This is a genomic window from Plantactinospora soyae (assembly GCF_014874095.1).
Taxonomy (GTDB): Bacteria; Actinomycetota; Actinomycetes; order Mycobacteriales; family Micromonosporaceae; genus Plantactinospora; species Plantactinospora soyae.
In genome coordinates, this window is sequence record NZ_JADBEB010000001.1 from 7,276,897 (window position 1) to 7,303,578 (window position 26,682).

The following is a 26,682-nucleotide window of genomic DNA, read 5'->3' on the forward strand; positions in this document are numbered from 1 at the left end:
ATCTAGCCCTCGCCTGCCCGAAGCACCTCGCCCAGCCGCCGGTGGCGCCGTACCGCGAACTCGACCTGCACCACCACGACGACCGCCACCAGCAACGCGACGGAGAGCAGGCCGACCTCCCACCACGGCAGCACCAGAGTGGAGTCGGCAACCTGCAGGGTGAGCAGCCGCAGGGCGAGCGGACCGATCGTCAGGCCGGCGAGTACCACCCCGAGCAGCGGACCGCCCACCGCGGCGACGACCACCGGCGGTAGCAACTCGCCGACGGCAATCCGGCGGGCCTCCGTCGGCCGCACGCCGAGCGTCCTCAACCTGGTCAGTGTCTGCCATCGCTCAGGTGCGCCCGCTGCCGCGCCGAGCGCCAGTCCGAGTAGGCCCATCGCCAGAAACATCACGATCGAGGCCGCCCACAGCCGCAGCAGCCCGGCGGAGAGCGGCGCGGTGCGGCGTTGCGCCAGCACGTCCTCGCGTACCACGACGTCGGCCGCGACCGCACTGTCGGCGACCGCCCGACCCGCGCCGGGGCCAGCCGCCCACACCGTGTTCGGAACGACCGGCACCCCGGCGGCGGCGATGGCGGCGGCGTCGACGATGACCACGTCGTCCGCGTCGCCGACGGCGGGCGCCGCACCGACCACCGCGAGTTGGAGGCTCGGACCGTCCTCGCGGCGCAGCTCCATCCTCGTGCCGGACCGGAGCCGGCCGTCGGCGGAGCGCACCAGTGCCGGGACGGAACCGGGAGCGGCGCCGGTCACCGCGAGCCGGTCGAGTTCCGGCCCGCCCGGCAGCGGCGTGGCGGCCCGGAGCCGCGCAAGAGCGGCGGCGTCCACGATCACCAGGCGGGGTGCGACGAGCGTCGAATCGACCGCGAGCCGCGCGCCATCGATCACCTGCGCGGCCACCACCTGCCGCACTCCGGGCGCGGCGGCGATGCGCTGGGCGAGGGCTGCGGTGGAAGCGGCGCCGGCGGGGCTCACGTCGAGTCGGGCGTCGGCGCCGACGGTGCGCCACGCGCCCTCGGCGAGGCCCTCGACGGCGGTGGCCCGGAGCGTGAGGGCGAACGACGCCAGCGCGACGGAGGTCACCAGGACCAGCAGTGGAAGGACGCGTGCCGACGTCACGGCCGCCCGCGCCGCGCCGAACACCGCGAGCGGCCGGCGTGAGCGCAGGGAGTGCCGCAGCGCGAGGCGGGTACCCAGGGGCAGCAGCCGCAGCAGTACCAGCGCGCCGGTGAGCGCCCCGAGCGCGGGGGCGCTCGCCGGCAGTGCCACGCCGCCGTCCTCCCCCGGCCCCGGGCCGGTCGGCGCGGCGGAAACGGCCGGAAGGATCCCGCGCTGGTGCAGCGCGGTGAAGGCGGCCACCGCGGCGACCAGGACCGCGACCTCCAGGGTGGCCCGGCGCAGTTGCCCGGTCCGGCGGATCCAGCGGCGCGCGCCCCGGTTGGCGGGGACGCGTCGGTCCCGGGTGGCCCGGGCGGCGGTCAGGGTACCGAGCATTGGGGCGGCGACGGCCGCGGCGAGGAGCACCGGCGCCGCCCAGCGCCAGGAGATGCCCGGTGCGACCGCGACCACCAGCCCGAGCCCGGCCACGGCGGCCAGCAGCGTCACCAACGTGGACTCGATCAGCAGTTCCGAGGCGAGATCCGGCAGGGCGGCTCCGCGCTGCCGGGCGGCCGTCAACGCCAGGGATCGGCGACGGACCAGCAGGTCGGCGGCGAGCACCAGCACGAGTACCGCGACGGTCAGTATTCCCACGAGCAGCACGGACGCCTGCGCGGTCGCGGCACCGACTTGGATCCGCGCCTGCCGCAGCACGGCGTCGAACCGGGTCTCCCAGCGCAGGGAGCTGTCCCGGACGCCGGAGGAGGCCGACAACGTCTTCAGGGCGACCACGGTCGCGGCGACGGCCTCCGCGGAGTCACGGGTGAGTATCTCGGGATCGGGATCGAACCAGACGACGCGCTCCAACTCCTCGTCCGGGAAGGCGAGCCGGGCGTCGGGCAGGGATTCTGCGGAGAGCAGTCCGGCGAGCCGCGTGCTGCCCACGCCGTCCACACCGGAAACGGGCCCCAGCAGCCAGGGTGCGAGCTGCCAGGCCGGATCGTCGCTGTCCGTCGGCTGGAAGACGCCGCTGACCAGGATGTGCTTCTCCCGCTTCCGCTGGTCCACCACCGGGATGCGGTCCCCCGGACCCACACCGAGAGCATCGGCGTCCGCCTTGGAGAGGCCCACCTGCACCGGCCACGGCGGACCGCCGTAGGGCACCTCGATACGGCTCTCCACCTCCGGGACAGCGGGCCGGGGGGCTCCGCCCGCGATCCAGGTCAGGCCCGGTCCCCCACCGGCGGGGTCGCTGCCGAGATAGTTGAGCTGGAAGGTACGTTGCACGCTGCCGTCTGTGATCTTGAGTACGCTGCTGCTGACGGTGGCGACGGGTGGACGCAGCACGGACCGCAGTTCGGATCCGAGTTCGTCCCGGGCCATCCCGCGCAGGTCGTCGACGGCCTCGGCGAGGTACGGGTCGCGGACCCGCCCGCCGCCCGGACCGGTGTCCGGCTCCCATTGGGCGTGCACCCGGACCGCGGCGTCGTCGCCGGCCCGGTGTACCGCGTCCTGCACGGCGTCGTCGGCGGTGGCCCGGATCAGCGGCGGCACGGCACCGGCGAACAGCACGACCACCGCGACGACGATCCCGGTCAACAGCAGCGGCCCGGCATCGGCGCGGGGGCGGCTACGAACGGTCGGCCAGTGCACCGCGGGGCGCCGCAGCCGGATCACGAGTTCATCCTCAGGTACCCGGCGTCGGCGCGGCGGGTCCGGACGGTGACCACGACCGCCACCGCGAGCAGGCAACCGGCCAGCAGCAGGGCGAGCAGCGCCGTCTCGGCCGCCCACGGCCAGTACGGCACGACGGGCGGGACCGGCGCGGCACCGAGGTCGGAACGGACCAGCGGGGGCGCGACGACGACAGTGGCGAGCGCGCCGACGGCCGCGCCTGCCAGGAGCAGCGGCAGCAGGAGGCCGGCGTACTGGCCGAACAGCACCGTCCGGACCTCCCGTCGGGTCATCCCCAGCCCGCGCAGCCGCGCCACCTCGACGGCCCGGGCCCTCAGGTCGACGAGAACATGCAGTACGACACCGGCGACCAGCAACAGGACGGTGGCCGGGACGAGCAGCCCGAGCGCGGCCGGCAGGCTGGCGCGCAGCGGCCCGCCGGCGAGCCGGTCGGTCTCGCCGGCACGGGTGGTGATCGTGCCGACGTGCAGGGCGGCGGCGCGGGCGGCGGCGTCAGCCCGCGCGGGTCGACCGACCCACCAGCCGTCGACCGGATACTGCAGGTTGCCGGCGACCACCATGGCCCGGGAGATGAGATCCAGGTCGGCCAGGATGGCGGCGGCACCGGGGGCCGACGGCACCTCGGGCACCACCTCGACGACGACCACGGAGACGGCCGAGATGCCGACGGTGATGCTCAGGGACGAGCCGGGACGTACCCCGAGTTCGTCGAGGAGGCGGGCCGAGACCGCCACGGGCACCGCCTCGGGTACGGGAAAGGCGGTCGCGACGAGGTCGCGGGCCGCCCCTTCGGGACCGGCGAGCTGGACGCTCGTCGTCATCCTCAGTTCGGTCCCCGAAGCGGTGCTGGCGAGCGCGGCGGCCGAATCCGTGAGCTGCTCGGGTGCGGGCGGCGCGGAGGTGGCCGTCCACGAGGGCGCGCCGGCCGGGGCGACCGCCCCCGGGGCCGTCAGCGTCACGGCGACGCGGCTACGGCCAGGGCCGGCCGGCCCGGCGGACGGATCGGCCACCATCGGCAGGGAGGCGGCGACCAGCTCCAGCCCGTCGGTCGGCACGCACTCCGGGAGTCGGTGCACCGCGCCGTCGAGCGGAACGGGCGCGCCGATACAGGTCGTCCGCAGGCCCGTGGCGTCCTGCAACAGCAACCTCGGGGTCACCAGGACCGGGGTCGCACCGGTCGACGTACCGGTCAGGGTCAGTGCGGATCCGGCCGGGAGGGCAACGCCGACGGCGCGGGACGACGGCGCCAGCGCGGCGCCCACCTGCGCCCAGCTACGGTCGCCGTCCAGCCGGCCGCGGAGCAGGGCCCCGGCCCGGCCGCTGTCCACGGCGACCAGCCGGGGTGCGTCACCGGCGGTGCCGAGCCACTGACCGATGGCGACGCCACGCCCGGCGACCGGGCTCACCGCTCCACCGGTCGCCGCGCTGACGGCCACGCCCTGCCCGGCGACCGGCGAGGTCGTCAACGCGATCGCCAGGTCGGTACCGACCGCAAGGTCGGCCTGGTCGTGCTGTGACCGTTCCCAGGTGGCGTCGAAGGCGACCCCGAAGGTGCCGGCTCCGCAGGCAAGGCCGATCAGCAGGCCCGTGGCGACCGCCTGGGGTCGGCGCGCAGCCTCGAACGCGGCCAGCGGAAGTGCCAGCCCACGGGCGCGGCGGGCCAGCCGCTCGACACCGTGCAGCGCGGGCGGCACCAGACGCAGGGCCAGCGAGGCGCCCGCGACCAGCAGCAGCGTGGGCGCGACCACCCGGACCGCGTCGAGCCGGGTGTCGGCGCCGGTGGTCTGGGCGTGCAACTGCCACAGGCCGACGGCGGCGAACGCCACGAGCAACACGTCGGCACCGGAACGGACCAGCAGCGCACGCAGGTCACGCCGGTCGCCGGCCGCGGCGGCGGGCCGTACGGCGAGGACCACCAGCACGGCGGCGAGCACCAGTACGCCGCCAACGACGACGAGCACCTGCGGGGCGGTCACGGTCGGTGGCCCGGCGAGGCCGGCACCCGCCAGCGGTGGTAGCCGGGTCAGGCCGGCATGCAGCAAAGACGAAGCGGGCAGCGCGAGCGCGGCGGCGACCAGTGCGAGCGCACCGCCCTCGACGGCCGTTCCGGCGGCGAGCCGACCACGGCTGAAGCCCAGCGTCAACAGCAGGCCGGTCTCGCCGGCACGTACCCCGGCGGTGAGCCTGCTGGCCAGCGCCAGGGCGACCGCGGTCAGGACACCGCCGAGCAGGGCGATCGCGAGCACCGTGGCGGCGGTCACCCGCTGCTGTTCGCGGGCGGTCAGCAACGTCTGCGGCAGCGGCGAGGCAAGGTTCTCGATCCGCACCCGGTCACCGAGGATTCCCGCCAGCCGGCGGTCGGCGTCGCGTACGGCCCCGGCGACGATATCCAGGTCGTGACGGGCGGGGGCGGACAGGTCGGGTCGGGCGGTGATCTCCATCCGGTCGACGGTGTGGCCGCCGGAGAGCAGATCGGCGAGATCGACCACGACCGGACCGTACGCGTGTACCAGTTGCGGCTGGCGCCCGTCGCTGAAGGCGAGGTTGTAGCCGGCTCCGCCGAGCGGGTCACGGTCCCAGCCGGTGCCGGGCAGCGGGCGTACGACGCCGACGACGGTCACCTCGACCGGCGGGGCGGGTTCGCTGTTCAGCTCCGCGCCGAGCCGGACACGGCTGCCGAGGGTGAGCCCGAGCAGCCGCGCGGTGGGTTCGAGCAGGACGGCCTCCAGCGGCGCGCTCCCGCCCCCGCCCGCAGCCCGTGGCCAGCGCCCGTCGACCAGGTCGGCGCGGGCCGGCAGGTCGTCCATTGCCGACAGGTACGTCTCGGTCGGGACGTCGGTCTGGCCGGCCAGGCCCTCCGGCACCGTCCGCAGCGCGGATGACGCCCGTGTGGTCGTCGTCGCGGAGAACGGGGCGAGGGTCGAGGTCACCAGTTCGCGGGTGTCGGCGGCCACGGTGCCGGCGTGCACCCCCGGCACCGTGACGATGTAGGCGGTGACGTCGACCTCGCCGGGGGCGGCGCGGGCCGCGGCGACCTCGTACGCGCGATCGGCGGTACTGGTGATCAGCAACGCACAGGTGCCGAGCAGGGTCGCGCCGAGCGCGACGACCGCCAGCAGCGCGGCGAGCAGCGGCCACTGTGCGCGGGCACGGAACCCGAGCAGCCTCAGCACCCGCCGCTCCGGCCGGTCACTCGGGGGCCGACCCGTCGGGCTCGTCGTCGAGCCGGCCGTCCTGGATCCGGATCACCCGGTCCGCCAGCGCCATCATCACCGGGTCGTGCGTGGAGACCAGTGCCGTGACACCCTCGGACTCCACCCCCCCACGCAGCAACGACATCACCGACAGGCCCGTCTCGGCGTCCAGTTGTCCGGTCGGCTCGTCGGCGATCAGCAGCCGTGGTGAGGCGGCGAGGGCCCGGGCGATCGCGACCCGTTGCTGCTGGCCACCGGAGAGTTCGCCGGGCCGCTGTCGGGCGTGGTCGGCCAGGCCCACCAGCTCCAGCAGCAGCGCGACCCGGCGTTCGCGGACCGGTGCCGGAGTACGGACCAGTCGCAGCGGTGCGCCGACGTTCTCCGCGGCCGACAGCACCGGGATCAGTCCGAACGTCTGGAACACGTAGGCGACCGTCGCGCGTCGCAGCCGGGAGAGCCCGTCCTCGTCGAGGGCGGTCACCTCGGTGCCGTCGACGACGACGGTGCCGAAGTCCGGCCGGTCCAGCCCGCCGACGATGTTGAGCAGGGTGGTCTTGCCGGAACCGGAGCGGCCGACCAGGGCCACCATCGTGCCGGCCTCGACCTCGAACGACACGTCCCGCACCGCGTGTACGACCGTCGGTCCGACGCCGAAGCTTCGCCGCACGCCGCGTACGGACAGCAGCGGGGCGGCGCTCATCCGCGGTCGACGCGGTCGGGGTGGATCGCGACGTGGTCAGCCTCCAGCGCGAGCCGGACCCGCCTGGTCAACGCCAGCGCCTCGCGGTACTCCCGGGGCACCTGGACCCGCCCGGCACGATCCATCACGGCGTACTCCTCGGCGACCACCCCCACGTCGCCATCGGCACCGGTCGTCGCCCGCCGCAGTACCTCACTGCTGGTACGCCCGTCGCGGATCGCCACGGTCCGCTCGACCTTGCCGCTGACCTCGGAATCGTGGGTCACGACGACGACGGTGACCCCGAGTTGCCGGTTGACGTCCCGTAGCGCCCCGAAGACCTCCGCCGAGGTGGCGGTGTCCAGCTCGCCGGTCGGCTCGTCGGCCAGCAGCACCCGGGGCTCGTTGGCGAGGGCGACCGCGACGGCGACCCGCATCTGCTGTCCGCCCGACATCTGCGCGGGACGCCGGTCGGCACAGTCCGCGACGCCGAGGGCGGCCAGCAGTTCGCCGACGCGGGCCCGGCGGGTACGGGCCGGTGTACGGGCCGCGGTCATCGGAAGGTCGACCATCTGCCGCGCGGTCAGGTACGGCACGAGGTTGCTCGTGCTCTGCTGCCGGACGAACCCGACGGTGTGGCGCCGGTAGCGGACGCGGTCGGCCCGGGACATCGCCAGCAGGTCCGACCGGTCGACGCGGGCCCGCCCGGCGGTGGGGGCGTCGATCCCGGCGAGGATGGAGAGCAGCGTGGACTTGCCCGATCCGGACGCCCCGACGATGGCGACCATCTCGCCGCTCTCCACGACGAGGTCCAACCCCTGCAGCGCCTGCACCTCGATCGACCCGGTCTGATAGATCCGGACCAGGCTCTCGCAGACGATCAACGCGTCCCGGCCGAATTCCGGTGCTCGCCGTGGTGGCGGCAGAGACAGCGGTGTGATGGTGGTACCTCTCCTCCTGCGCCCGACGCGCCGACTCTAGACGGTTTGGGGAAACCTGGTTGACCGGCCCGAGGCCGCATCCGCGGAGGCCGCGCCTTCCTAACGTCACGGGATGACGCCCCCGCATACCGAAACTCCGGGGTTCCTGGAATTCGTGACGGGCACCCCGATCCACAGGTCTTGACTATTCCTCAACTAATGAAGCTGAGGAGAAGTCCGGCTGTACGCGGAGGATCTTCGAGCATGGGTGAGTGGCCGACACCGCGCACCAACTCGACCTTCGCACCTGTGATGGAGCGGTACAACGCCGCCGAGGAGGACCGCCACCTCTGGTCGAGCTCGCCGAAGATGACCAGCAGTGGTGTGGCGAGGCTCGTGAGCCGATCCGGAAGTGGTCGCTGGGCCAGATAGTCCTCGGACGCCCGCGATGTTGCCGTGAGCGCGTGATAGGTCATGCTGCGCGTGTCGTCGACGAGCTGCTGCGGGACGTGGAAGCCTGGCGCGAACGCGGTGCTCAAGCCCCGGCGCAGAATCCCATCGGTCCGAAGTCGCCACAGTAATTGACCCAGCACAGGGACGAAGACGAGCTTGCCCACCGGCCCGTCCGAGATGAAGGTGTCCAGGCGAGGTCCAGTGTTGATGAGCGCGAGCGCGGTCACCAGGTCGCTTCGGTGTTCGGCGAGCGCGGTGGCGACGTAGCCGCCGGTGGAGTGACCGATCACTGTGGCGTGTTCGACGCCGAGCTGGTCGAGTGCCTGCCCGACGCGGCGTCCTTGCTGTGGGATCGCATAGCCGCCGCCGGCCGGTTTGGCGGACCGGCCATGTCCGAGCAGGTCGATTCGGATGACACGATAGGACGTTGCCAGCGTCGGGACTATCGGACTCCACCACTCGGTCGAGGCGCCGAGGCCGTGGATCAGCACGAGTGCCGGGGCGTCGCGGGGTCCGTCCTGGCTGACGTGGATGTCGCCGCCGTCGAGATGCAGGGTCGAGTCTCCGGTGGCGGGGGCGGCCTGCCAGCTCACCATTGCCGCGTTCGCCAGGAGCAATCCGACGACCGTGAGTAGGGTTGTCGAGGCGATGATGCGGGGCCGCCGGCGGACGCGACTCCTACGCGGCTGCTGGTCGGGCGAGCGCGGGTCAGCCTCGTCGAGCTGGTTGCCGGAAGCTGGCGATGTCGTCATGAGCCCACTGTCGTTGCCGTGCGGCACCGCTGGCTTGAACAAATGTTCTGGTCGACCGGCCCGGGTAGCATCCAGTGATGCGTTCCACCGTTCGCGGACGTGGCGGTGCGACCCCCTGGGAGGTCACTCGCCCCGCGCGGCCCAGCCGGGTGGCCGGTGTCAGCATGGCCGGATTTCGTGATCGCGGCGTGGCCGCGGTCGGCCAGCGGGTGATCCCACACCCGGCGGTGACGCTGGCCCTGGAGTTCGGCTCCGGCCCGCTCATCGTGGACGATGCCGCAGGGCGGCAACAACGGGGAAGTCTCGTCGCCGGGCTCGGATTCGGATCCGACGCGCTCTGGGTGCGCGGCGAGAATTTCGAGGCCGTGCAGGTACGCCTGTCCCCGGTCATCGCTCGCGCAATTCTAGGCGTGTCGCCGAGCGACCTGAACGGTGCCGTAGTGACCCTCGACGACGTGTGGGGCCGACAGGCGTCGCACGTGCGTGAGCAACTGTGCGACGCCTCGTCGTGGGAGGACCGGTTCGCGTTGGTCGACGCGTTGCTCGCCGACCGGTGGCACGCCGGCTCGCGTACCGCAGGATCACCCGTGGATCCGGAGGTGGCCTGGGCCTGGAAGCGGATCCTCGTCAGTCGTGGCCAAACCCGGGTCGACAGACTGGCGGCCGAGGTCGGCTGGAGTCGTAAGCGTATGTGGTACCGGTTCCAGTCGCAGATCGGCGCGGCGCCCAAGCGCGCCGCCAAGCTGGTCCGTTTCGACCACGCGATCCACCGCCTGGTCGCGGGTGAACACGCAGCCCGAGTCGCCGCCGATAGCGGCTACTCCGACCAGTCCCACCTACATCGCGACGTCGTAGCGTTCACCGGATCGACCCCGGCGACCGCAATCGGTCAACCATGGCTGGCGGTCGACGACATCGCCTGGCCCGATCGCAACGCAAGCCAGCGAAAAGCCGCTCACACCCCCGTGCAGCTCCAATAACGACCTCCCGGCACCGCCCACCCTCCTGGCGCTGAGAAAGCCTCCGCACCACCGAACGCCATGGTCATGTGGGCACTCATGCCGCGTGGCGCGCGTTCGCAGTCGGAGGCCGCGAAGGCGACGGGTCAGGCTTCGTCCCACCGCTCGGCGTCGGCCCCCCACCCGGACGGCGCTGCCTGACGTACGTCGTCTCGGCTCACCACCTGCAGGTCGACCGCTCGAACCTTCACGACTGGCACATCGAATGCGAACTCGACGTTCGACCCGTCTGCGAACGAGACCATCACGTGAGTGCCGGGACCTGCTGGATGGTTGTCCATCCATTGCACGTGGACGACCTCAGCCGTCAGGGATCCGTCCGGACGGACCAACACGCTTCCCTCGAGGTCACCCTGGACGACATCCGGATGGAGCCGCTCACGCTGCTCCGCAAGCTGCTGCTCTCGCCAGCGCCGTCGTGCGTCGGTGTTCGCCACGGAGTGCATTCTTCAACGGGCCACGCAGCCGCCAAACCCGCGGCCTGCACAGCCCTCGAAGTACGAACGTCCGGACATGCCGCCGACCGTGCGCGTCCCCACCAGCCGAAGTCGTTACGCTCCGTGGCCGGCTCCCGTGCCGGATCGCTGACCGGATCTGGCTCCCCTCTGTGTCAAGCCATCGTCGGGAGCGGGGTTCTAAGCTGGGTGGCGGCGGGTCCGGGAAGTGACTTCTCCGAAGAGCCGGCATGGGGATGTGAGCTGGTCACGCTGGAGTCAGTAGTCGTTCCTCGTTGTCCTCCCGGGCCCGTCACCTGGCCGGCCGTGGCGTCGTCGATCATCTGCCGGTAGACGATGTCGGACAGGCGTCGTTTCAGCGCCCGCATCGCTTCCATCGACGTCTTCCCGGCGGTCTTCTTCCGGTCGAAGTAGGCGCGGCCCTCGGTGGGGTTGCGTAGTTGGACGGTGGCCATGATGTGCAGGACTCGGTTGATCTGCCGGTTCCCGGCGCGGGAGAGCCGGTGGCGGACTTGTTCGCCGGAGGAGGCGTCGATGGGGGCGGTGCCGTTCCAGGAGGCGAAGTGGGCCCGGTTCGGGAACCGGGTGACCTCGCCGACCTCGACCAGCAGTCGGGCGGCGCCGGAGGGTCCGATGCCGTGCAGGTCCATCAGCGTGGTCCCGGTGGAAGCCACGAGCTCTTTCAGTTCCTTGTCGGCTTCCTTCGTGCGGCGGTAGACGCGTTCGAGGTCACCGATCAGTTCCGCGGCGACCCGGCGCCGGGTCTTGCCGACGACGTCACGGGGCCGGACCGTGGCCAGCAGTGCCTTGGCCTGGGCGGCGGACAGGCTCTTCTTCGCGCCGCCCGGTATGAGCTCCAGCAACAGTTGGTGCAGCTGGGACACCATCCGGGTGTGGTCCTCACCAAGCGACCGACGACGGTCGACCAGAATCCGAAGCAAGGCGAGCTGCTCATCGTTGACGACCGGACGCAATCCGGCCATCCGGGTGCCGACCAGCGCGATGGAGTGGGCGTCGGTGGCGTCGGTCTTGCGACCCTGGCCGGTCGCGAACACCCGCGCCCTGGCGGACAGCTTCGGCGGGACGTCGACGACCTGCTCACCGTCGGCCAACAACCGGTTGGCGATGTGCCGGCCGATGCCCTGGCAACCCTCAATCGCCCACACCCGGACCGGCCACTGGCCGGTGTACTGTCTCATCGCCGCGTAGCCGTCCCGACCGGTGTCGAACCGGCCGCCGCCGACGATGGTCTCGTCGCCGGCCATGACCTCGATCGTGGCAGAGCGCTTGTGCGGGTCCATACCGATGACCACACGATCCGACGTGACCTTCAACGCGTCCTCCGATGCTCGATCCACCTGAGTTGTCGAGCCGGGAGGGCAACGCTGCTTCGAGCTACGCAAACCCCTCTCGAGCCTCTCCCCGCCCTGGCGGCGCCCGGGACTGCGCAGGCCAAATGAGAGCCACACGACCAGCGTGGGCAGCCGATGTGAGAGCGACAGCCCGGGCACCTGGACCAAAGCCTGGCCGGGCTACGGTCCTACCGCAATGAAACAAGCAGCCGATGAGAGGGCGTCGCGTTCGCTGTCGTACCGATGTGAGTTCGCCGAGAAGTGGCCGTGGGCGCCGGCCTGGTCGCGCAAGTCTTGTATGGCGACCGTACTTCTCGGCGATGTGCGGGCCTGCTGGCAGACGCTGATTGTCGGCGGGCTACAGGTTGTTGATTCGGGCCAGCAGCTCTGCCTCGGTCAGGTTTTCCAGGACCGCGTCCTGCTTGCGGCCCAGGACTGCCAGCAGCTTTTCCTTCTCCAGTTTCTTGGCTGCCGCGGCCTTCGCCGACTGGTCCTCCGCTAGGCGAATGGCGATGATGTGCTTGACGACCTCCAGCTTGGTCTCCAAGGTTGCCTTGGCCGGATTGGTCTCGGTGGCCACGAACGACTCGGTGTCGATGGCCTTGAGTTCGACGTTGACCGCCTTGGCCACGTCGTCGAGGCTGAAGCCGGACTTGGCGGTCAGCGGAAGCTCCCACAGCTGTTCCGTGGTCAGCAGTCCCTTGGACGACGGGTAGCGGAATTTCTCCCGCGTGGCCTTCTCAAAAATGGTCACGATGGCCTCTCTCAGATTTTCTGGTTAGGAAATCAGAACTGGATACTGATGAGGTGGCGCCGGCCGTCGGTCATGGTCACCTTGGCGACCACAGAGCTGCGGACCGTGGAGCTGAAGCCGAGGCCGGACAGCTGATCCGGGGACGGCTCGCACTTGGTGCGATCGCCGAGAACCTCGAACACCTTGCGGTGCGGTTGCAGGTCGCCGCGGAGGAACTCGTTGTAGATTCCCCGGGTCGGCTGGTCGTTCACGCACCCTTTCAGGATGAAGAAGTAGTGGCGGTTGCCGACCTCGCTGTCGTCGAAGTAGTTCGGCGAGTACATGATGGTGGACACCGGCGCGAACTGTTCGGTGGTGATTCCCCACAGGTCCTTGCCTGCGCTGCCCGGCTGCATGTCCTTACCCGGCCGGAAAGCGGTGATCACCTCGTCGGCGACCGTCATCCGGCCCACCTCGACGGTCTCCTTGTGGCCGACCGCCCGCTCGTGGCTGTAATGCTCGATTTTGCCGTTGCTCTCGGTCTCGATCACGAAGCCGACCTCGGTGCTTTCCCGCTTGTTGAACTGGTTCACCTCGATCCGGTACTCGCCGTTGGGGACGTTGTCGGTCCAGGTGACGTTCTCCACCGGCTCGCGCGAGAACGTCCCGCCCGCGTTCATGTCGACGTCCAGCTTGTTGCGTTTGTCCTTGTACCAGATGTGGTCGCCGTTGGGTTCGAACACGTGCAGGTCGAGGTCGTCGTGGTTGAACCAGGACAGGCTCACCCGCAGCTTGCCGGTGACGTTGCCGCCGGCCCGCTTGACCTTGTCCTTGATCGAGTCGGTGACGTTGCCGTTGTAGGACCAGCCGAAATCGTTGTCCCAGGTGAACAGCCGCGGGGCGGCCGGGTGCCGGCCGGTGGTGAGACTGACGAAGTGCGGTTCGTGGCTGTTGGCGACCCACAGGTCGATCGTCGCGGCGCCGGGCAGGATGTCTTTCATGAAGGTGACCACGGGAATCTCCTCGGGCTTCGCGTCACGAAGGCGCCCACCTGCCGACCTCATGGTGGCCGCCCGCATGAGCAACCCTTCGATGCCGTCCTTCATCCGCGACTGTGTGTCGTTGTCGACCCACAGCACGTTGGTGACCGACACGTCGGACAGCCGGGCGAACCGTCGCTGCAACGACTCCTCGATGCCCAACTCGTCGATGGTCTTCATGGCAGCCTTGACCATGGCCGGGGTGATCAACGCCGTGGGGCGCTGGTAATTCTGCGGTGCCACCTTCGTCTCGAACGACCGGACCGCCTGCTCCAGGTCGACGCCCGCGGAGAGATCCTGGACGAGGGTGCCGATCACCGTGTTGCGGAACCGGGCCGCCGGGTTCATCGCGTTGGCGAAAATGAAGGCCTGTCCGTCGGCCGCCTTCGTCCACCGGTTCTGCAGTGACCGGAACTCGGTCACCGCCCGACGATGCTCCGTGCCGCGGTAGAGGGCATTGTCGTCGATCAGGTCGACGACGGTGTCCAGCGCGTGCTGGGCCAGCTCGGCCAGGCCACGCTGGAACACCTGCACTGCGGCGTCGAAGGTGCCCCGTGCCGCGCCGACGTCTTTGATGCGATGCCGCTTCTCCACCCGGCCGTACAGGTGGTGCCACACCTCGACCTGGCCGTCGCGCAGCGTCCGGGTCGTCCTCGCCCCGTACTGCGCCTCGGTGGACCGAAAAATGGTGGAAATCGGCAGCGTGCTGACGAATTCGTCCATCGCGGCGGCGACGACGGAGAAGACCGGGTCGGATGCAGACACCCCGGACCAGACGGAGCGGACCTGTCCGTTGTGGATCTCGACGATGTTACCGAAGTTCTTGATGAACCCGCGGCAGGTCGAGCAGTCGTACTCGGACCGCTCACGGAACCGGAGATTGGCGCCGGCGGGGAAGGAATCGAGAAAGGTGAGCCAGAGTGAGTCCCGGTCGAGACCGTCGCCGACGACGTACAACTCGCCTTTGGACATTGCGGACAGACGTATGGTCACATCCGTCACGAACTGCTGGAAATCGCCCACTGTGTCATCCTCCTTGATCACCGGAGATCCTATGGAGTGCCTGCAATCGGAGAAACGCATTTCCGGCTGTCCCCACGGTCACGGACGGGCGCTGGTGGCCGGTGGCCAGTCGACCGGATTCGCGTACGGCGGTAGGATGCCGAGCCGGCGGTCAGCAGTTCCGCCAGTTGGCCGGTGGCGCCGTTGAGCAGACCCGGCTCACGCCGTGTTGCCTTCCCGGGCACCGGCGGACCCGGGTGGTCGGGGCATGCTCCGCAGGATGATTTTCCTCGTCACCAACAACTCCACCGACTACTGCGAGGAGACCGGTGTCCTCGCGCTCGAACTATGTGCCGAGATCGAGAGGGTCGCCTGAGACCTGACCCGAGTAGCGGATCTCGAACAGCTTCTCAAGCACGCCAGGCTCGCACCGAGGGACCGGGTGAAGGCGGGCTTGATCAGGTGCTCGCTCATGCCGCGTTGGTGCGCGGCGGCTGCCATCACCGCAGCGAGTGACGCGACCCCGTCCAAGCTCGTACCGCATCACAGGCCCACAGGGCCTCAGCGTCTCCGGCCTGCTGACCCGATGGACTACGAGGTCAACCCTGCGATCATGAACCTTATGGCAGAGGCTGCTCGGGACGTGCCGTCATACCGCGACCGTATGGCTGGCTATCGGCGGGTACTCGAGGCGCGTTCAGCAGAAACGATCCCGGAGCGCTTGCGAGGGCTGGCCGACAGCCCGGTCCGCCCGGTTCGGCTGTGGGTGGCTCGGAACCCGAGGACGCCACCGGACGCGCTGGACCGGCTGCTGCACGATTCGGACAGCTGGGTTCAATGGAACGCGTTGCTGCACCTGGACACACCCGGCACTGCCCTGGAGCGTCTCGCCGATGACGAAGCAGCGAAATACGGCAGCCGTACCTTTCACCACCGGAGCCTCGTTGCCCACCACCCAAACGCGTCGATCGAACTACGGCATCGCCTCGTGCGGCAGGGCGCGTGCCGTTGCCCGGACTGGTGCGCTGGCCAAGTCTTCGAGCGGATCAACTCACTCCGCTGACAGTTCCCTGCCGCATTCGCTCATGCCGCAGACGGTGCACGCCGCCGCCAGCTGAAGCCGTCACGCTCCGTGGGCGACCTCAGGTTCCGGTCGATGTCCGGTCCTGCCGATGAGCAGATGTCGACAAGCGGCGGCGTTGATCGAGGGATGTGAGCCATGAGGACTTCCGAAGGTTGAGCGGGGTTCGCGGCTGACGGCGGCTTGGGCGTAGAGGGCTCACAAATGTACCGGCCCGTACCGGCTGGGCCGCCTGACGATAATGCCCGAGTGTCGGTGGTAGTTGGTGGCGTCAGCGTGCGGGAGAAGTGCATTGCGCGCTTTCCTTTATCTGCCGAATCGGGGGGCGCTGTCGCCCAGCCGGCCGTCCCTGATGCCGCTACCAGATGATGATGCCGCCGTGTACCGCCTTGGCTCGCTCCACAGCGTGCCGCACATTGGCCAGGTTATGGAGGATGCGATCCGCGTCGTATCCAGTCGCGGCGGATAGTTGCTCGACGTTCTCTGCCAGGAGTACGCACTCCTGCTCGAAGGCGTCGAGCTGGCCGGGCGGGACCTGGAGATTCCCACGGTTCTCGACCGTGATGTCAGCAAGTTGCGGCAGGAACGTCGCGCCGAGACGCCGAGCGGCTACGGAACCCCACAACTTATGACGAAAGCCTTCAGCTCCTACTCCAGTGCTGGTGCCCGGCGGATCCACGACAACGTCCCGACCGGCGTAGGCGTCGTCGTCCGGTATCCACCGAGATATCGAGGCTCATCCTCACACTCCCGCCATTTCTCGAAGCACGGCTACTGTAAGCGATGACCAGGTGCGCTGGGTGGTCTCCGACCGGAGCACGAGGAGACGGGGAAGCCAGCTCGCGAATTTGCCTGAGGCCGCCTTTGACATGTCCGGATCTGCCACTGTACGGGCGTTCAGTGGGGAAACGCGCGCGGGATACGGGTGGAGATTTCGTTCCGGAACGCCGCGATGCGCCCGATCACCTGACGCCTGCCGATGGTGTTCTCGATACGGTCGAGGTAGAGGCATCGGGCGGCGAGTTTGTCGAGGTCGACGGTGAAGTAGACCGCCATCAGCGGATTGACGAACAACGCGCTGCCGCTGGTACGCCGGGTGAACTGGACATCTCCGAACGCGCCGCTGGTGGCGGCTGCGATCTGTCCGTTGACGATGCTCGGCCGCATCGGGGTGCCGGCCTGGGCGTCGGCGACGGCGTCGCGGTACAGCACCGCCTCCCGGCTCGCGCCAGGTATGGACAACGCGCCGAGGTAACCGCCGCTGCGGTCGAGCGCGGCGATGTTCTCCAGCACCTGAACGTGGTTGACCCCGTCGTAGGCGTCGATGCCGAAGCCGAGACAGGTGACCAGCTTCACCGGGATATCGAGGCCCGCCACGGCGGCGAGGCTGGTGATGTCCTCCACCGGCGTGCCGAGGGTGCTCTCGTCGCCGCGCAGCAGGACGTCGGTGCCACCGTCGACCAGCACCACCGCGTCGATGCCCAGGCGTTCCATCAGGTACCGGTAGGCGTCCCGCAACGGCTGGACACCGAGCGGAGGGAAGGCATACACCGTCGACGGCAGGTCGTGGGCCGCCAGCCATCGGGCCAGGGTGAGCTCGGGGAAGTACCAGTCCGGACTGGTCGAGTCCGGCGTGACCGCTGCGACGTGCTCGGCCGCCCACGAGTCACGGTCCATCAGTTCGAGTTCCGAGAACGACAGGTTCGCCAGGTGCACCCGCACGCCGCTGTGCCACAGCGCGAGGGCCAGCGGCAGACCCGCGTACACGTCGAATCCGCCGCCCGCACCGGCGATCAGGACGCTCCGGGCCGGAGCCAGGGCGGCGAACAGTGGTGGGGTGGCCAACGAGAACATGTCAGATTCCACGGGAGACGCGGCAGGGCTTATCACCGGTCCATGATCAGCGACCGACGCAACCCGCCCGGTGATCCCACCACCGACCGGCTACCGGCTACCGGCTACCGGCTACCGGCTACCGGCCCAGCCGACCAGATCGGCCAGCCCGGTCCGCGACCAGGTCGATGCCGGCACCGAGACCCCAGATAGCCGACGACTATCGCCTGATAGTGAATTTCGTTTTGACCGGCAGCTCTGGCGACAGGATGCTGTATACAACATCCCGCTAGCGAATGGAGCCGACATCATGGCGAAAGTGCTCTGCGTGCTGTACGACGATCCGATCGACGGCTTTCCCACCTCATACGCCCGGGACGACCTGCCCCGCATCGACCACTATCCGGGCGGGCAGTCCACCCCGACCCCGCGGGATGTCGACTTCACCCCCGGACACCTGCTCGGCAGCGTCTCCGGCGAACTCGGGCTGCGCCGCTTCCTGGAGGAGCGCGGACACACTCTGGTCGTCACCTCGGACAAGGACGGCGCCAACTCGGTCTTCGACCGGGAACTGCCCGACGCGGACGTGGTCATCTCGCAGCCGTTCTGGCCGGCGTACCTCAGCCCGGAACGGATTGCGAACGCCCGCAACCTCAAGCTCGCGATAACCGCCGGCATCGGTTCCGACCACGTCGACCTGGACGCCGCGATCGCCGCCGACGTCACCGTCGCCGAGGTGACCTACTGCAACAGCATCAGCGTCGCCGAACACGTCGTCATGATGATCCTCTCGCTGGTCCGCAACTACCTGCCGGCCCACCGCTGGGCGAGCGAGGGCGGCTGGAACATCGCCGACTGCGTCGCCCGGTCGTACGACGTGGAGGGCATGCAGGTCGGCACCGTCGCCGCCGGCCGGATCGGGCTGGCCGTACTGCGCCGACTCAAGCCGTTCGACGTGCGGCTGCACTACACCGACCGGCACCGGCTGCCCCGGGAGCTCGAGGAGGAACTCGGGCTCACCTTCCATCCCAGCGCCGCCGAGATGGTGCCCGAGTGCGACGTGGTGACGATCAACGCGCCGCTGCACCCGGAGACCGAGGGACTGTTCGACGACACACTGATCGGCAGCATGAAGCGCGGCGCGTACCTGGTCAACACCGCCCGGGCGAAGATCTGCGACCGCGACGCGGTGGACCGCGCGCTGCGGAGCGGGCAGCTCGCCGGGTACGCCGGAGACGTCTGGTACCCCCAACCGGCCCCGGCCGACCACCCGTGGCGGACGATGCCCCACCAGGGGATGACCCCGCACATCTCCGGCTCGTCGCTCTCCGCGCAGGCCCGGTACGCCGCCGGCACCCGGGAGATCCTGGAGTCCTGGCTGGACGGTACGCCGATCCGTGACGAGTACCTGATCGTCGACAAGGGCGGGCTGGCCGGCACCGGCTCGCACTCCTACTCGACCGGAAGTTCCACACCCGCAAAATAGCCGAGCAGGTCCCAATTCTGGATCGGAACCCGGGCGGGCCCGGCGAGTGGGGCTCGGACGGGTCCGTCGCACACCGTCGGAGGCACCGCAATGAACCGAACTGACGTCACCGAGCTTATCGTCGCCAGCCGCATTCAAAAGGGGATCAGCTGGGCGAGCATTGCGGAGGCGGTTGGCCTGAGCAAGGAATGGACGACCGCCGCCTGCCTCGGACAGATGACAATTTCCGCAGAGCAGGCGGCGATCGTCGTGAGCCTCCTCGACCTGCCCGATGAGGCGGCCCTCATCCTGCAGACCGTACCGTACAAGGGTTCGCTGCCGACCACCGTGCCGACCGACCCGCTGATCTACCGGTTCTACGAGCTGGTCAACGTGTATGGCACAACCTTCAAGGCACTCATCCATGAGGAATTCGGCGACGGCATCATGAGCGCCATCGACTTCCGGATGAATCTCACTCGGGAGCCGGATCCGGCGGGCGACCGGGTCAAAATCGAATTCAGTGGCAAGTATCTTCCGTACAAGCAGTACTGAACGCACGGCCCCTACGTCCCGGTGGCCGAGGCTCGGGAAAACTCCGTAGACCGTGTCCCCGGCTGGGGTGGCCGATATCCCCTGCGCTGCGCGCGGTGTTCGGCGGTGTCGACAGAGGAGGCATGCGGCCCGGACGCGCCGGGCACCGTGCCGTCAGGAGATCTTGCGGCGGTAGACGACCATCGCGAAGACGTACGCGACGACGAGGATGCCGAGGCACCAGCCGAGCGCGATCCAGATGTCGGTGCCGACCGACTGCTGTGTGAACAGGTCGCGAATGGTGTTGACGATGGCCGTCACCGGCTGGTTCTCGGCGAAGGCGCGCACGGGGCCGGGCATGGTGTCGGTGGGCACGAATGCCGAGCTGATGAACGGCAGGAAGATGAGTGGATAGGAGAACCCGCTCGCGCCGTCCACGGAGTTCGCGGTGAGGCCGGGGATCACGGCGAGCCACGTCAGTGCGAGGGTGAACAGGATCAGGATGCCGGCGACCGCGAGCCAGGCCAGCACTCCCGCTCCCGAGCGGAAGCCCATCAGGAGAGCGACGCCCACGACGACCACGAGCGAGATCAGATTGGCGACCAGCGAGGTCAGCACGTGCGCCCACAGCACGGACGACCGTGCGATCGGCATGGACTGGAATCGCTCGAAGATGCCGCTCTTCATGTCCAGGAAGAGCCGGAACGCGGTGTAGGCGATGCCCGATGCGATCGTGATCAGCAGGATGCCGGGCAGCAGATAGTTCACATATGTGCCCGTCCCCGTGTTGATCGCGCCGCCCAACACGTAGACGAACAGCAGCATCATGGCGATCGGTGTGATCGCGGTCGTGATGATGGTGTCCACGCTGCGGGTGACGTGCGTCAGGGATCGTCCCAGCAGGACGGCGGTATCGCCGAAGAAGTGCTTGGTCATCATGGATCCTCTACTTGTCCGCGTCGACGCTGTGGGCATTGGCGGCGCCGTCCTTGCCGTCGGCCCCGACGATGGCGAAGAAGACGTCCTCGAGGGTCGGCTGCTTCTCGACGTACTCGACCTTCGCGGGCGGAAGCAGTTGCTTGAGCTCGGTGAGGGTGCCGTTGACGATGATCCGACCCTGGTGGAGGATCGCGATCCGGTCGGCGAGTTGTTCGGCTTCGTCCAGATACTGCGTCGTGAGCAGCACCGTCGTACCCTGGCCGGCGAGTTTTCTGACGGCCTGCCACACCTCGATGCGCGCCTGGGGGTCGAGCCCGGTCGTCGGCTCGTCCAGGAAGATCACCGGCGGATTCCCGATGAGGCTCATCGCGATGTCGAGGCGGCGGCGCATGCCACCCGAGTAGGTCGACACCTTCCGCGCGGCCGCCTCGGTCAGCGAGAAGCGGTCGAGCAGGGCATCCGCGATCGTGCCCGGATTCTTCAGGTGCCGTAACCGGGCGACCAGGAGGAGGTTCTCCCGACCGGTGAGGATCTCGTCAACGGCCGCGAACTGCCCGGTCAGGCTGAAGGACTCGCGTACGTCCGCCGCCTGCGTGGCGACGTCGAAGCCGTTGACGCTGGCCGTCCCGGCGTCCGCTTTGAGCAGCGTGGACAGGATCTTCACCACGGTGGTCTTGCCCGCCCCGTTCGACCCGAGCAGGGCGAAGATGCTGCCCCGCTGCACGTCGAAGTCCACGCCACGCAGCACGTGCAGCTGCTTGTACGACTTCTCCAGACCCTGCACCCGGATCGCCGGGACCTGTGGTGCTGTCATCAGACTGCCTTCTCTTCCTCGGCGCGGGCGATGGCGTCGGTCAGCCTCTTCCGTGCACGGGTGGTGACGGACATGGTCAGTTGCCCCCTTCGTGGAGCTGTTCGAGCGGTTCCGCGAGGAAGTCATGGACCGTCTCCCCCGCCGCAAGGTACTCGGTGCTACTGACTACCGGTACACAGTAACACTGAATAGCGACGCCGCAAGCCTGCACGTGACGGTGGAAGGTGTCGGCCCCAACTATCGAAAGGGCCCGAACGGCGGGAACCGCGAGGTCTTCGAGGTCGACCCCGGCAGGCGCGGCCCGGCACGGCGGCGCGGTCTGATCACGGCACTATCCCCGGCGTCGACGACGGCCCGCCGACAGCGCCCGGTGGAGTAGGTGGCATCGTCGAACGCCCTCGACGGCGCCCGCCCTCCTCGGCGCGCAGGCCCGAGGCGCGGAGGGCCTCTTGGTGGCCGGCGCTCGTCATCGCGCTGACCGGCGACGCCTTCCGCCGGGTACGCCGCGTGACGGCCCGGCGGACGGACGGCCGCCCGGCGCCGTGGTCCGGGTGGACGTCGGGCGCCGTGGCGGTGTCACTCGCAGAACACCTGCACCTTGGTGTCGGGCTGGTCGACGTCGACGCTGAGATCGTCGAGGTGCTCGACGAGGTCCTCGATGTGCTGCGGTTTGAGCTGGGTGAGGTCGACCGGCACCCCTGATTTGCTCAGTTCCGCGTTGACCTGGGTGAGCGCCTGCGGAGGGATGAGGCTCGCGAGTCGGACCCCGGCGCGCAGCAGCTGCAGTGGGACCCGGATGTTGACCCGGCCCGGCCCGTCGCCACCGGCGGTGTCCTCCGAGTTCACCACCACGCGCAGGTACTTGGGTCGGGCTTTCGGGCGGGCCAGGGTCCCCGGCGCAGCCTCGGGCTCTTCTCGTTCGAGGGCGTCAATCAACCGCTCGGCCTCGTCTGCGTTGATCTTTCCGTCGACCAGCATCTGCAGGATCTGACGGCGCTGTTCGTTCATTTGTTGCTCCTCCCCCTCCGACTCATCTGACACTCACCAGCACGGCCATTTGGCCGTACTCCATTTCGAACCGGGTGCCGGGCAGCGCGCACAACAGTTGCCCTGCGCCGCGCAACGCACCCACCAGGCTGACCCGGAAGATGAAGCAGGCGACCACGCCGGCGAGCAGGGCGACCAGCAGCAGCGGTGACAGCACCAGCACCAGCGGCACGACCGGGACGTACAGCCGCAGCCAGCGGCCATCGCGACGGCGTTGGCGGTACGTCACCAGCTGCGGGATCATCGGGACCTCTCCAGCTCGGTCAGCGCCTCCTGGACGCTGATCTCCCCGCGCCGCAGGCGGTCGACGACGTCGGCGCCGGTGGGTGCCGGGTCGGTGTCGACGAAGTCGAGCTGCTCGGCGATCCGGTTCAGTCGGGACTTGATCGTTGGATAGCTCACCCCGAAGATCCGCTCCATCTCCTTGATCGATCCGTGCGACCGTACGAACGCGGCAACGAACACCTGGTCGTCGATGCTGAGCTGCGCCAGCTGGGGCGGCTCGAACTGACCTTCGACCACGATGCCGCTGCCGGCGAGACGAACCCGCTCGACCACGAACGGCTGTCCGCGCGTCAGGTCGGTCAGTTCCTGCCAGTCCACCTTCGGCTCCCTTGCCCTCACCGTCGCGCTTACTATCAATTTTTACCTTGATTTTTTTAAGCTGTCAACGTCGGGTACTTAATTTTACTGATTTGATCTTGAATAGCTCGGATCGCACGCCCTGTCATCCGCCCTCTGCCGTGGCCTCGACGTGTCCGACAGGTCGATCACCACGCCGCACGCCTCGGCCGGCCCGCTCGGCTCGTCAAGCCCTGAATGACCGCAGGCGGCGGCAGAGGCAAATTCGCCACAGGAGTCGCTGAGGACGCCAGGCCCTTGCTGCCGCTACCCGGACACCGGACCGGGGCGGTGGGCGCCGAAGCGGAAGACGTCGGCGGGGTCGTAGCTGGTCTTGATCTGCACCAGGCGACGACGGATGGCTTCCTCCCAGGTCGACGTCATGGTGGCACCGTCGTTGACATCGTTGCTGAAGTTGGCCTGCGGACCGCGTAGGGTCCACGGCGAGAGCGCGTCCAGGACCCGGGCCGCCGCGGCCGGTATCTCCGTCCCGAACAGATCCGGCTCCGGCACACCCGCGATGATGACGACGTAGCCCGCATCCCGTCCGCTGATCGCGTCCGCCAGCCGTGGCGTGGCTGCCATCACACCGCCCAGTTGCCGAATCTCCACCTCCATCAGCGGCACACCTGAGGCGGCCCCGGCGGTCGCGAGCACGGCGGCCGCGGCGTCGGCCGGAAACTCGCGCAACTGGCCGGAGGTGAGCCAGATCGGCAACGGATCGGGTGGATCGTTGTGGATGGTCCCGATCGCCGTGTACGGCATCCGACCGATCGTGCCGAGCAGGGGCTCGCCGATCGCCCGCAGCGGGGCGACGATCGCCTCGCCAGAGGCGTCCTCGCCGATGTGCGCGACTCTGATGTGGACGACGAAGCGGTTGCGAATCTCCGGCGGCACCACGGGCTGGTCCGCCAGCCTCAGCAGGGCCACCGAGGTCGTCGTGTCCTCCGACAGGCTCGCCGCCCAGTCCGCCCACGTTCGCAGCGCGACCTCGGCGAGGTCGGCGTCGAAGTACAGCCCGCCGCCGTACAGCGAGCGCAGGGGCACCAGATCCAGGTCGACCGAGGTCACGATCCCGAGCCCGGCCCGCCCGCCGCGAAGCGCCCAGAACAGGTCTGGTTGGGACTCCTGCGTGACGTGCTGAACCGTACCGTCGCAGGTGACGATGTCCAGCCCGATGAGCCGGTCCGACCCGAAACCGAAGGTCCGCCCCACCGGACTCAGTCCCCCGCCGAGAAGCCAGCCGACCACCCCGACACCGGGCGACGATCCGGTGATGCCGGCCAGGCCATGCTCGGCGACCGCCGGCATGAGGTCCGCCCACGCCAACCCGGCGCCGACGTGCGCCGTGGCCGCCGCAGGGTCGATCACCAGGTCGCGCATTCGACCCGTGGTGATCAGCACGCCGTCGGTGAACCCGGACCCGATCCCGTGCCCTGTCCCCTGCACTCGCACCGGCAGATCGTGCCGCGTCGCGTACGCGACTGCGGCGAGCACGTCCTCGACCCGCTCGGCCCCGATCGCTACGACCGGCCGGTTCTTCGCAAACGCGTTGTAGCCGGCCACCTCATCGGCGAATCCTGGATCCCCCGGTTCCAGGACCGGACCCCGCAACTGAGCGCGCAGCCCACGAACATCGGCCATCCCGGCTCCCCCAGGGCGCTCGCCCGATCGTCTCCCGCCGTCCGCACCCTACCCAGGCCGTTGGCCACCAGCCGCCAGCTTTCCGTAACCCCACCCCCTGGGATGATTCGCGGCCTTGTCCAGCGTGCCGCGACGGCGCCGCTCGCCCCGGTGATCATGCGGTCCATCCGGGCCGGCAGGCAGGGCCTCGGGCCACACCACGGCCTTGAGCGGTGATTGCGCCGACGGACCCGGGTGTGGGTGCCGTGAGAGGATGCGTCGATGTCGACCGATGGACGGGCCCTGGTGCTGGGCGGCGGTGGCGTCACCGGCGTCGCGTGGGAGATCGGCCTGCTGCACGGCCTCACTCAGTGCGGCGTCGATCTCTCTGTCGCGGACACCGTCATCGGCACCTCCGCGGGTGCGTCGGTGGCCGCGCAACTCACCGGCGGGACTTCCCTCGCGGACGTCTACGCCGCCCAGACCGACAACGGATCCGGTGAGCTCCCCGCCCGGATCGGCTTGGGAGTTCTCCTCCGTTTCCTGGTCGCGGCCGCGTGGCCCGGCGACCGGCGGCACGGCCGGGCCTGGCTGGGACGAGCCGCACTGAGCGCGAAAACCGTCTCCGAAGCCGAACGGCGAGCGGTCATCGAACGACGAGTACCCGACCGGCGGTGGCCCGACCGCCAGCTTCTGCTGACCGCCGTCGACACCCAGACCGGCGCGGACATCGTCTTCCACGCCGACAGCGGCGTGCCGCTGATCGACGCGGTCGCGGCCAGTTGCGCCGTCCCGCTGATCTGGCCACCCGTCACGATCAACGGACGGCGGTACATGGACGGCGGCGTACGATCGGTCGCCAACGTGGACCTCGCCGCCGGTCACAGCCGGGTGGTCGTGATCGCACCCACCACTGCGGCCCTGCGCCGCGCCGATCGTCCCCAGATCCAAGCAGCGGCACTCGGGGTGCCGAACATCGTCGTGACACCGGACGCCGCAGCCCGTGACGCGATCGGTGACAACATGCTCGACCCCGCGCGGCGGCCGGCCGCCGCCCGCGCCGGACGCGACCAGGCCGCATCGATCGCGGACCAGATCCGCGAGGTCTGGTCATGACGGGCCGCCCGGGTCCGGCTCACGTCGCCGGCCGATCCGTTCCGGTACGCCTCGAACGGCCCTGGACGACACTGACCACGACCAGCGTAACCAGCAGGACGGCCAGCGCCTCGATCGACGCCGGCACCAGCGGGGTCAGCAGCGCCAGTACGACACCCAGCGGCATCGCCAGCAGCGCCGGCCCGGACTGGTGCGGACGCAGGTGCAGCAGCCAGACGAAGAACAGATAAACCGCAACCGGTACGGCGATCGCGTATCCCGCCCGTACGTCCGAGATCTTTGAATGGTGCGCCGCGTGGTCGACCGCCACGCCCAGGCCGGCGCCGACGGCCGCCGCCGACGCCAGGATGAAGTAGTGGCCGTAACTCCACAACAGCGACATACGCAACGAGGTCAGCAGGATGTGTGCGGGCCGGTCGAAGTAGAGCCACCAGAGCAGGAACACGATCACCAGGCCGGCGACCGCGACCCGCAACAGGGCGCCCACGTGGTCGCCGCCCTCGTTCAGCGCGGCGCGGAAGGCAACCGTGGACGACGCGACCGCCTCGCCCAACACGATGATGGTGAAGAGTCCGTACCGCTCGGCGATGTGCCGCGGATGGAACGTGGTCGGTCCGCCGGGGGCGGCCTCGGCCCAGATCGGCACCGCCAGTTCGAGCACGATCAGCACGGCGACGGTCGGCAGGAACAGGCCCGAGTCGGAGGCGACGAACAGGTGCAACAGCCAGAGGCTCTGGATGGCGACGACGTCGATCGCGTACCGGGTGGCGGTCTTCCTGCGCTTCTCGTCGGTGCGGGCGGCGCGCAGCCATTGGCTTACCAGCGCAAGCCTCATCACGACGTAGCCGATCGTGCTCGTCCGCATGTCGCCGGTGGCGAAAGCGGGGCCGATACCCGCGGCCAGCACCAGCGCGCCGGCGATCTGTACCAACGTGGTGACCCGGTAGACCACGTCGTCGGTGTCGTAGGCGCTGGCGAACCAGCTGAAGTTCACCCACGCCCACCAGATCGCGAAGAACACCACGAAGAACCCGCGCAGGCCGTGTGCCACGTGGTTCTCGGCGATGTCGTGGTGCAGCGGGCCCGCGGCCTGCGCAACCGCGATCACGAAGCAGAGGTCGAAGAGCAGTTCCAGCGGCGTCGAGGCGCGATGTGGTTCGTCGGCGGCACGCGCCCGCATCGGGGTCATGAGCCTGCGGTGTGGTCCGGTCATGC

At 69.5% G+C, this 26,682-nt stretch carries 24 protein-coding genes; 6 read left to right on the plus strand and 18 right to left on the minus strand.

Annotation, left to right across the window (positions count from 1 at the left end; genetic code table 11):
- Positions 1-2: 2 nt before the first annotated feature.
- The 5 genes from H4W31_RS31920 to H4W31_RS31940 form a co-directional block, all read right to left on the minus strand.
- Positions 3-2,777: an ABC transporter permease gene (locus H4W31_RS31920; RefSeq protein ID WP_318783522.1), complete on the minus strand. Its 2,775-nt coding sequence runs from the start codon at positions 2,775-2,777 to the stop codon at positions 3-5.
- On the minus strand, positions 2,774-5,968 hold the full coding sequence (locus tag H4W31_RS31925; RefSeq protein WP_192770018.1) for an FtsX-like permease family protein: 3,195 nt from the start codon (positions 5,966-5,968) through the stop codon (positions 2,774-2,776). The genes H4W31_RS31920 and H4W31_RS31925 overlap by 4 nt, the downstream gene beginning before the upstream one ends.
- A gap of 16 nt (positions 5,969-5,984) precedes the next feature.
- Positions 5,985-6,689 (minus strand): ABC transporter ATP-binding protein, encoded by a 705-nt coding sequence (locus H4W31_RS31930; RefSeq protein ID WP_192770019.1) that lies wholly within the window; start codon positions 6,687-6,689, stop codon positions 5,985-5,987.
- A complete protein-coding gene (locus H4W31_RS31935; RefSeq protein ID WP_404825738.1) occupies positions 6,686-7,609 on the minus strand; it encodes an ABC transporter ATP-binding protein in 924 nt (307 codons plus the stop codon). The genes H4W31_RS31930 and H4W31_RS31935 overlap by 4 nt, the downstream gene beginning before the upstream one ends.
- A gap of 191 nt (positions 7,610-7,800) precedes the next feature.
- Positions 7,801-8,820 (minus strand): alpha/beta fold hydrolase, encoded by a 1,020-nt coding sequence (locus H4W31_RS31940; protein ID WP_318783523.1) that lies wholly within the window; start codon positions 8,818-8,820, stop codon positions 7,801-7,803.
- A 137-nt stretch (positions 8,821-8,957) separates the two neighbouring features.
- Between H4W31_RS31940 and H4W31_RS31945 the strand changes: the two genes are divergently transcribed.
- Entirely contained in the window at positions 8,958-9,773 is an 816-nt protein-coding gene (locus H4W31_RS31945; protein WP_192770020.1) for a helix-turn-helix domain-containing protein, read from the plus strand.
- A gap of 125 nt (positions 9,774-9,898) precedes the next feature.
- Here the strand turns inward: H4W31_RS31945 and H4W31_RS31950 are convergent, their stop codons facing one another.
- The 4 genes from H4W31_RS31950 to H4W31_RS31965 all read right to left on the minus strand — a co-directional run bounded on the left by H4W31_RS31950 (position 9,899) and on the right by H4W31_RS31965 (position 14,415).
- A complete protein-coding gene (locus H4W31_RS31950; RefSeq protein ID WP_192770021.1) occupies positions 9,899-10,249 on the minus strand; it encodes a hypothetical protein in 351 nt (116 codons plus the stop codon).
- A 173-nt stretch (positions 10,250-10,422) separates the two neighbouring features.
- A complete protein-coding gene (locus H4W31_RS31955; RefSeq protein ID WP_318783272.1) occupies positions 10,423-11,625 on the minus strand; it encodes an IS110 family RNA-guided transposase in 1,203 nt (400 codons plus the stop codon).
- A gap of 352 nt (positions 11,626-11,977) precedes the next feature.
- A complete protein-coding gene (locus H4W31_RS31960; RefSeq protein WP_192770022.1) occupies positions 11,978-12,373 on the minus strand; it encodes a hypothetical protein in 396 nt (131 codons plus the stop codon).
- A 32-nt stretch (positions 12,374-12,405) separates the two neighbouring features.
- Positions 12,406-14,415, minus strand: coding sequence for a hypothetical protein (locus H4W31_RS31965; protein WP_192772551.1), 2,010 nt, complete (start codon positions 14,413-14,415; stop codon positions 12,406-12,408).
- Between the two features lie 565 nt (positions 14,416-14,980).
- On the opposite strand from H4W31_RS31965, the gene H4W31_RS31970 reads away from it, so the two are divergent.
- Positions 14,981-15,457, plus strand: a complete 477-nt coding sequence (locus H4W31_RS31970) for a hypothetical protein (RefSeq protein WP_192770023.1) — start codon at positions 14,981-14,983, stop codon at positions 15,455-15,457.
- A 376-nt stretch (positions 15,458-15,833) separates the two neighbouring features.
- Here the strand turns inward: H4W31_RS31970 and H4W31_RS31975 are convergent, their stop codons facing one another.
- Both H4W31_RS31975 and H4W31_RS31980 read right to left on the minus strand, forming a co-directional pair.
- Complete coding sequence (locus H4W31_RS31975; RefSeq protein WP_192770024.1) at positions 15,834-16,100, minus strand: hypothetical protein; 267 nt, start codon at positions 16,098-16,100, stop codon at positions 15,834-15,836.
- Positions 16,101-16,372: 272 nt separating this feature from the next.
- The gene (locus tag H4W31_RS31980; protein ID WP_192770025.1) at positions 16,373-17,329 is read right to left on the minus strand and encodes a DUF1152 domain-containing protein; all 957 of its coding nucleotides are present in this window, start codon (positions 17,327-17,329) and stop codon (positions 16,373-16,375) included.
- Between the two features lie 289 nt (positions 17,330-17,618).
- Between H4W31_RS31980 and H4W31_RS31985 the strand changes: the two genes are divergently transcribed.
- Together H4W31_RS31985 and cynS are read left to right on the plus strand one after the other, a co-directional pair.
- The gene (locus H4W31_RS31985; protein WP_192770026.1) at positions 17,619-18,794 is read left to right on the plus strand and encodes an NAD-dependent formate dehydrogenase; all 1,176 of its coding nucleotides are present in this window, start codon (positions 17,619-17,621) and stop codon (positions 18,792-18,794) included.
- A gap of 90 nt (positions 18,795-18,884) precedes the next feature.
- Positions 18,885-19,328, plus strand: a complete 444-nt coding sequence (gene cynS / locus H4W31_RS31990; RefSeq protein ID WP_192770027.1) for a cyanase — start codon at positions 18,885-18,887, stop codon at positions 19,326-19,328.
- A 153-nt stretch (positions 19,329-19,481) separates the two neighbouring features.
- On the opposite strand, the gene H4W31_RS31995 is transcribed toward cynS, so the two are convergent.
- On the minus strand, positions 19,482-20,243 hold the full coding sequence (locus H4W31_RS31995; RefSeq protein WP_192772552.1) for an ABC transporter permease: 762 nt from the start codon (positions 20,241-20,243) through the stop codon (positions 19,482-19,484).
- Positions 20,244-20,253: 10 nt separating this feature from the next.
- Positions 20,254-21,060 carry an ABC transporter ATP-binding protein gene (locus tag H4W31_RS32000; protein WP_192770028.1) on the minus strand — a complete coding sequence of 269 codons (807 nt, stop codon included), beginning with the start codon at positions 21,058-21,060 and terminating at the stop codon, positions 20,254-20,256.
- Positions 21,061-21,151: 91 nt separating this feature from the next.
- On the opposite strand from H4W31_RS32000, the gene H4W31_RS32005 reads away from it, so the two are divergent.
- The gene (locus tag H4W31_RS32005) at positions 21,152-21,439 is read left to right on the plus strand and encodes a hypothetical protein (RefSeq protein WP_192770029.1); all 288 of its coding nucleotides are present in this window, start codon (positions 21,152-21,154) and stop codon (positions 21,437-21,439) included.
- 197 nt (positions 21,440-21,636) lie between these two features.
- On the opposite strand, the gene H4W31_RS32010 is transcribed toward H4W31_RS32005, so the two are convergent.
- The 4 genes from H4W31_RS32010 to H4W31_RS32025 form a co-directional block, all read right to left on the minus strand.
- Complete coding sequence (locus tag H4W31_RS32010; RefSeq protein WP_192770030.1) at positions 21,637-22,068, minus strand: SHOCT-like domain-containing protein; 432 nt, start codon at positions 22,066-22,068, stop codon at positions 21,637-21,639.
- A gap of 22 nt (positions 22,069-22,090) precedes the next feature.
- A complete protein-coding gene (locus tag H4W31_RS32015) occupies positions 22,091-22,351 on the minus strand; it encodes a hypothetical protein (protein WP_192770031.1) in 261 nt (86 codons plus the stop codon).
- Positions 22,348-22,710 (minus strand): DUF2089 domain-containing protein, encoded by a 363-nt coding sequence (locus tag H4W31_RS32020; protein WP_192770032.1) that lies wholly within the window; start codon positions 22,708-22,710, stop codon positions 22,348-22,350. Before H4W31_RS32020 ends, H4W31_RS32015 begins: the two co-directional genes overlap by 4 nt.
- Positions 22,711-22,995: 285 nt before the next feature.
- Entirely contained in the window at positions 22,996-24,372 is a 1,377-nt protein-coding gene (locus tag H4W31_RS32025; protein WP_192770033.1) for an FAD-binding oxidoreductase, read from the minus strand.
- A 261-nt stretch (positions 24,373-24,633) separates the two neighbouring features.
- Here H4W31_RS32025 and H4W31_RS32030 point away from each other — a divergent pair, with 261 nt between their 5' ends.
- The gene (locus tag H4W31_RS32030) at positions 24,634-25,467 is read left to right on the plus strand and encodes a patatin-like phospholipase family protein (protein ID WP_192770034.1); all 834 of its coding nucleotides are present in this window, start codon (positions 24,634-24,636) and stop codon (positions 25,465-25,467) included.
- Positions 25,468-25,486: 19 nt separating this feature from the next.
- Here the strand turns inward: H4W31_RS32030 and H4W31_RS32035 are convergent, their stop codons facing one another.
- Positions 25,487-26,680 (minus strand): low temperature requirement protein A, encoded by a 1,194-nt coding sequence (locus H4W31_RS32035; protein ID WP_192770035.1) that lies wholly within the window; start codon positions 26,678-26,680, stop codon positions 25,487-25,489.
- Positions 26,681-26,682 lie beyond the last annotated feature (2 nt).

Coding starts and splice junctions, on each gene's coding strand:
- H4W31_RS32025 (WP_192770033.1), bottom strand. CDS start 24,372: ATGGCCGATGTTCGTGGGCTGCGCGCTCAGTTGCGGGGTCCGGTCCTG.
- H4W31_RS31945 (WP_192770020.1), top strand. CDS start 8,958: ATGGCCGGATTTCGTGATCGCGGCGTGGCCGCGGTCGGCCAGCGGGTG.
- H4W31_RS32015 (WP_192770031.1), bottom strand. CDS start 22,351: ATGATCCCGCAGCTGGTGACGTACCGCCAACGCCGTCGCGATGGCCGC.
- H4W31_RS31980 (WP_192770025.1), bottom strand. CDS start 17,329: ATGTTCTCGTTGGCCACCCCACCACTGTTCGCCGCCCTGGCTCCGGCC.
- H4W31_RS31970 (WP_192770023.1), top strand. CDS start 14,981: ATGGACTACGAGGTCAACCCTGCGATCATGAACCTTATGGCAGAGGCT.
- H4W31_RS32035 (WP_192770035.1), bottom strand. CDS start 26,680: ATGACCGGACCACACCGCAGGCTCATGACCCCGATGCGGGCGCGTGCC.
- H4W31_RS31985 (WP_192770026.1), top strand. CDS start 17,619: ATGGCGAAAGTGCTCTGCGTGCTGTACGACGATCCGATCGACGGCTTT.
- H4W31_RS32000 (WP_192770028.1), bottom strand. CDS start 21,060: ATGACAGCACCACAGGTCCCGGCGATCCGGGTGCAGGGTCTGGAGAAG.
- H4W31_RS32030 (WP_192770034.1), top strand. CDS start 24,634: ATGTCGACCGATGGACGGGCCCTGGTGCTGGGCGGCGGTGGCGTCACC.
- cynS (WP_192770027.1), top strand. CDS start 18,885: ATGAACCGAACTGACGTCACCGAGCTTATCGTCGCCAGCCGCATTCAA.
- H4W31_RS31995 (WP_192772552.1), bottom strand. CDS start 20,243: ATGACCAAGCACTTCTTCGGCGATACCGCCGTCCTGCTGGGACGATCC.
- H4W31_RS31930 (WP_192770019.1), bottom strand. CDS start 6,689: ATGAGCGCCGCCCCGCTGCTGTCCGTACGCGGCGTGCGGCGAAGCTTC.
- H4W31_RS32010 (WP_192770030.1), bottom strand. CDS start 22,068: ATGAACGAACAGCGCCGTCAGATCCTGCAGATGCTGGTCGACGGAAAG.